Raw genomic sequence first — 4984 nt, forward strand, 5'->3', positions numbered from 1 at the left:
TCCCACATTTTTTGACCGTGCCCGCTTTAGATTTTGATTTTGCTCTTCAACACTCAAGTCGGCTTTCAGGCCGCTGTGCTCTTGATCTGTTTTTGATCTTGATCTTAGGCGCCCCGTTAAACCACGCTGGCCGAACGCAGGTAGCACGGGGCAGGGACGCCCCGTCGCGGCGGCCCGCTTCCCAACGCTACTGCAAGTTGACAAACAATCCCCCGTCTACCAACAGCGAAGCTCCGGTCACATACCGCGCCATGTCCGAGGCGAGGAACACGATGGGCCCCGCGACGTCGTCGGGTTCACCCAGGCGCCCCAACGGCGTGCGCGAAGTCATGTACGCCAGCTTCTCCTCGTCGGCCAAGTCTTCCTTGTTGATATCGGTGGCAATCGTTCCCGGCAGCACCGAGTTGCAGCGAATACCATACGGCCCCAACGCAATCGCACAGGACTGCATCAACGAGTGCAGCCCGGCCTTGGTCGGCGTGTAGTGCGTCTGCATCCCGCCACCCACCAGCGCACTGATGGAACTGACGGCGATGATCGCGCCGCCCTTGCCCTGGTTTTTCATCTGGTTTGCCGCCGCTTGCACGGCGAAGTAGGCGCCGTTGAGGTTGGTGTTGACCGTCTTCAGGTACACCTCACGCGGCATGTCGAGAAACGAGTGGAACGGACAGATCCCGGCGTTGTTGACGAACACATCCACACTGCCGAATGCCTTGAGCGCGCCGGCCACCAGTTTGTCGCCGGTGTCCGGATCAGCCGCATCGCCGCCCACCTCCACCGCTTGGCCGCCGAACGCCTTGATTTCCTCGATCAACGAAAACGCCGCTTCAGTGCCTTGGCCGCTACCACTGTGGCCGATGACCACACGGGCACCCTGGCGTGCACATTCCCTGGCGGCGGCGCGGCCGATTCCACGGGAGGCGCCAGTAATAATCACGGTTTTGTCTGCAAGTAACATAAGTGAACTCCTGAAAAAAAGCGGCCTCAGCCGAGATAGTTGCCGTAACCGACCATGGCAATGGCACCGAGAATCACCGCGATACCAGTGGCCAATACGCCTTTGTTGGTGGCGCTGGTGCCCTGCCATTCGCGGAAATACAGGCCCCAGCAGTTGGATACGATGATGATGAAAGACATGTGCAACACCCACGAACTGGCGTCGTTCTGCAGGCGGCTTTCGCCCATGCCATAGAAGAAAAACTGCAGGAACCACAGGGTGCCGGCACACGCCACCAACAGGTAGTTGCCAAGCAGCGGAGTGCTGCGGTCGGTGTAGTTGTGGAACGTGCGGTTGCGCCAGTTCAGCCACAGGCACCAGAGGCCGTTGGTGGTCAGGCCACCCCACATGATCACCATGAAGGTCACGTTGTTCTGGAACAGGCTGTTGGCGCCATGCTCGACAGCCGCGGCAGCCAGTGGGCGCCCGGCTGAAATACCGTAGCTGAAGCACGCGCTCAGCACCCCGGAGATCACCGCAACCAGCATGCCCTTGGCCACCGAGAACTCGCTGATGCTGGCGAATTTCACCGCTTCCGGCACTTCTCGTTCCTTGATCAGCCCGGCCTTGCCGCACACGGCGATGCCCACCAGCGATACCGCCACGCCCCACAGCACCCAATGCCCGCCCTGGGAGGCGAGCATTGAGGTCAGGGTGCCTTCGGTGGCGTCGGTGAACAGGTCGCGATACAGCGCCGGCATCAAGGCGCCAAGGGCCGAGGTCAGGCCCAGTACCAGCGACATGCCCAGGGACAGCCCGAGGTAGCGCATGGTCAGGCCGAAGGTCAGCCCGCCGATGCCCCAGAGCACGCCGAACAGGTAGGTCCAGAGCAAGGTGCTGCTGTCGGCCTGGCGCAGGATGTCGGCCCAGCCGGGCACGGTCAGTTGCGCGGCAATCAGCGGCACGATCAGCCATGACACCAGGCCGCCGGTGATCCAGTAGCTTTCCCAGGCCCAGCCGCGGACTTTCTTGTAGGGGATGTAGAAGCTGCCGGAGGCGAAGCCGCCGATGAAGTGCAGAATCACACCGAAGAGAATGATTTCCACGTAGTCGAATCCTTTTTTATTGTTGTGGTAGCGCGCTGTTTCAGCCTGGGGTAAGGCTGAACATCGGGATTAAATCCACGCTGACGGGCGAGGCGTCCGGCTGGCTGGGCATGATGTCTTGCATGTACTGCCACCACCGTTGCATCAGCGCGGTGCCCGGCAGTGCGTCGAGCCCGTGCCGCTCTTCGTGGGTCATCACGGCGAACAAGGCGTTGCTGGCCTCGTCGAGGAAGATCCGGTAGTCCACCACGCCGGCATCACGCAGGGCCTGGGCCAGTTCGGGCCAGATCTCATCGTGGCGTCGACGGTACTCGGCGTGCTGACCGGGGTTGAGGTTCATGCGAAAGGCTCGGGTCTGCATTACTTGCCTCCGTGGGGTGGCGTAGGACTGTAGATGCGCACCGCGTTGTGCAGGAAGAACTTGCCCTGTACGTCCTCGGGTTTGCCCGCCATGCAGGCTTTCACCAGGCCCAGGGTGGTGGCGAAACTGGCCAGGTGATCGCTGTTGGGCCAGTCGCTGCCGAAGAAGCAACGGTCTTCGCCAAAGGCTTCCCACAGCACGGCCAGGCGGTCGTTGTAGAACGCCGGGTCAAGGATCAGACCCTGCGGGCCGACCTGGGGAATTTCCGCCAGTTTGGCAAATACATTCGGCCGCTCTGCCAGGCGCATCAGGTCGGCGTGATACGCGGATTCTTCGCCGGCGGGCACGCTGGCATTGGGCAGGTGATCGACGATGATGCGCAGCTCGGGCAAGGCATCGCTCAAATGCAGCAGCCCTTTGATCAAGCGCGGATTGGGGTTGGCGCTGTCCAGGCCACGCCCGTATTCGGCGAGGCGGCGCAGGCCTTCGATAAAGCCGGGGCGCTTCTGGTCGTCTGGCAAATCGCGGTCCCACAGGTTGCCGTAGCGCAAACCGAGGAACAGCGGTTCATGGGCCAAGGCATCGAGGTCTGCCGCAAAGTCGCCGTGCAGCGGGTCAAGGTTGCCGACGAAACCGAGCATGCGCAGGTCGCTGCGCAGGGTCTCCAGCAACCAGCGGTTGTCGTCGCGCCACGGGCTGGCTTCCACGGCAATCGCGCCGATCACGTTATGTTCGCCTGCCAGCGGCCAATAATCCGCCGGCAAATGTGCGGCATACAGCGCGTTTCCCGGCTCGGGCCAGGGAATACCCTGGGGGCGGCGCGGGTCGAACAGGTGCAAATGGCTGTCGATGATCGGCCCGCTGTAAGGGGTAAGGGGCATAGCGCAATCCTTCGGAACAATGGATGGGGAAGGGCCCGCACGCTACCGCGCCAAGGCCCGTTGCACCACTTCAGCTCTGCAAGTACACCGCATGGGTGTGGGTGTACTCGTACAGGCCGTGCTTGCCATCGGCGCCGCCGATCCCGGATTTACGCACGCCGGCATGAAAGCCTTGCATCGCCTCGAAGTTCTCGCGGTTGACGTAGGTCTCGCCGAACGACAATTCGCGCACCGCCTGCATCGCCTTGCCCAGGTCGCGGGTGTAGATCGAAGAGGTCAGGCCGTAGTCGCAGTCGTTGGCCATGGCGATGGCCTCATCCAGGTCGTCGACAATCTGGATCGGCAGCACCGGGCCAAAAATTTCTTCGCGCATGATTTCCATGTCGGCGTGGCAACCGGCCAATACCGTCGGCTGGAAGTGAAAGCCCTGGCCCAGGTCGGCGATCTGTCCACCGGTGACCAGCGATGCACCCTGGCTCAAGGCGGTGCGTACCTTGCGATTGACGCTGTCCAGGCCTTGGCGGTTGATCAGCGGGCCCATCTCCACATCGGCCTGGGCGATGGGGTCGCCGTAGCGGGTGGCGGCCATCGCGGCGCTGATGCGCTCGATAAACTGGTCGGCCACCTTGCGCTCCACGTACACCCGTTCGGCGCAGTTGCACACCTGGCCGCTGTTGATGATCCGCGAGTCGCGAATGGCGTTTACCGCGAGGTCCAGGTCGGCATCGGCGAGGACGATGGCAGGTGCCTTGCCACCCAGCTCGAGGTTGAGCTTGGTGATATGGGGGGCGGCGGCGGCCATGATCCGCGAGCCGGTGGCGACGCTGCCGGTGAAGCTGATCATGTCCACGCCCTTATGGGCGGTGAGGGCGCCACCGACGCGGCCATCGCCGCAGACCACATTGAATACCCCGGCCGGCAGGTCGGTCTCGGCCACCAGTTTGGCGAACTCGAAGCAGTTGTTCGGCGTTTCTTCGCTGGGTTTGATCACGATGGTGTTGCCGGTGAGCAACGCCGGGGCCATCTTGCGGGCGATCAAAAAGAACGGGAAGTTCCACGGCAGGATGCCGGCCACCACACCCAGGGGTTTGCGGAACAGGAAGATATTTTCATTGGGGCGGTCGCTGGTGATGATCTCGCCTTCAATGCGGCGCGCCCACTCGGCCATGTAGTCGAGGTAGTCGGCGGTGAAGTTGACTTCCACTTCCGCCAGGCCGCTGACCTTGCCTTGCTCCAGGGTAATGGTGCGCGCCAGGTGGGCGACGTTTTCCCGCAGCTTGGCGGCGATGCGGCGCAAGTGCCCGGCACGTTCGATCGCCGGTTTGCGCGCCCAGTCTTTTTGCGCATGACGTGCGGCAGCCAGGGCTTGGTCGATGTCTTCGGAGGTGGACGCCGGGACCTTCGACAACAGGGCGCCGGTGGCCGGGTTCAATACATCCAGGTGCGCATCGCTGGAGGTAAAGCGGCCGTTGATGAAGTTCTGGTAGACCGGTACGGATGACATGCTTGGCTCCTCAGTAAGTACGTGACGGTGCTTTGGCGTCGGCGGCGGGGCGATAGCGGGCCAGGGTCGCCATGGCACCCTGGCGCAGCAAGCTGATGTCGATGGCCACCGCAATGAACTGGCAGCCCCAGGCTTGATAGCGGCGGGCGTCGTCTTCGTTGGGCGCGAGAATGCCGCAGGCCTTGCCGGCCGCCA

At 62.8% G+C, this 4984-nt stretch carries 5 protein-coding genes and 1 pseudogene; all 6 read right to left on the bottom strand.

Annotation, left to right across the window (positions count from 1 at the left end):
* Positions 1–187: 187 nt before the first annotated feature.
* On the bottom strand, positions 188–958 hold the full coding sequence (locus HX846_RS12195) for an SDR family NAD(P)-dependent oxidoreductase (protein ID WP_008431301.1): 771 nt from the start codon (positions 956–958) through the stop codon (positions 188–190).
* A gap of 26 nt (positions 959–984) precedes the next feature.
* Positions 985–2043 (bottom strand): L-rhamnose/proton symporter RhaT, encoded by a 1059-nt coding sequence (rhaT, locus tag HX846_RS12200; protein WP_177019630.1) that lies wholly within the window; start codon positions 2041–2043, stop codon positions 985–987.
* A 40-nt stretch (positions 2044–2083) separates the two neighbouring features.
* Positions 2084–2404: an L-rhamnose mutarotase gene (gene rhaM, locus HX846_RS12205; RefSeq protein ID WP_087693855.1), complete on the bottom strand. Its 321-nt coding sequence runs from the start codon at positions 2402–2404 to the stop codon at positions 2084–2086.
* Positions 2404–3285, bottom strand: a complete 882-nt coding sequence (locus tag HX846_RS12210; protein ID WP_087693854.1) for an amidohydrolase — start codon at positions 3283–3285, stop codon at positions 2404–2406. Before HX846_RS12210 ends, rhaM begins: the two co-directional genes overlap by 1 nt.
* A gap of 70 nt (positions 3286–3355) precedes the next feature.
* Positions 3356–4789, bottom strand: a complete 1434-nt coding sequence (aldA, locus tag HX846_RS12215) for an aldehyde dehydrogenase (protein ID WP_178965456.1) — start codon at positions 4787–4789, stop codon at positions 3356–3358.
* Positions 4790–4799: 10 nt separating this feature from the next.
* Positions 4800–4984: pseudogene (locus tag HX846_RS12220) on the bottom strand (2-dehydro-3-deoxyglucarate aldolase); the annotation flags it as partial.

The organism is Pseudomonas sp. K5002 (genome assembly GCF_013386655.1).
Classification (GTDB): domain Bacteria; phylum Pseudomonadota; class Gammaproteobacteria; order Pseudomonadales; family Pseudomonadaceae; genus Aquipseudomonas.

Bases quoted from the DNA above. Each gene is read 5' to 3' on its own strand.
- HX846_RS12195 (WP_008431301.1), bottom strand. From the start codon at position 958: ATGTTACTTGCAGACAAAACCGTGATTATTACTGGCGCCTCCCGTGGA.
- rhaM (WP_087693855.1), bottom strand. From the start codon at position 2,404: ATGCAGACCCGAGCCTTTCGCATGAACCTCAACCCCGGTCAGCACGCC.
- HX846_RS12210 (WP_087693854.1), bottom strand. From the start codon at position 3,285: ATGCCCCTTACCCCTTACAGCGGGCCGATCATCGACAGCCATTTGCAC.
- aldA (WP_178965456.1), bottom strand. From the start codon at position 4,789: ATGTCATCCGTACCGGTCTACCAGAACTTCATCAACGGCCGCTTTACC.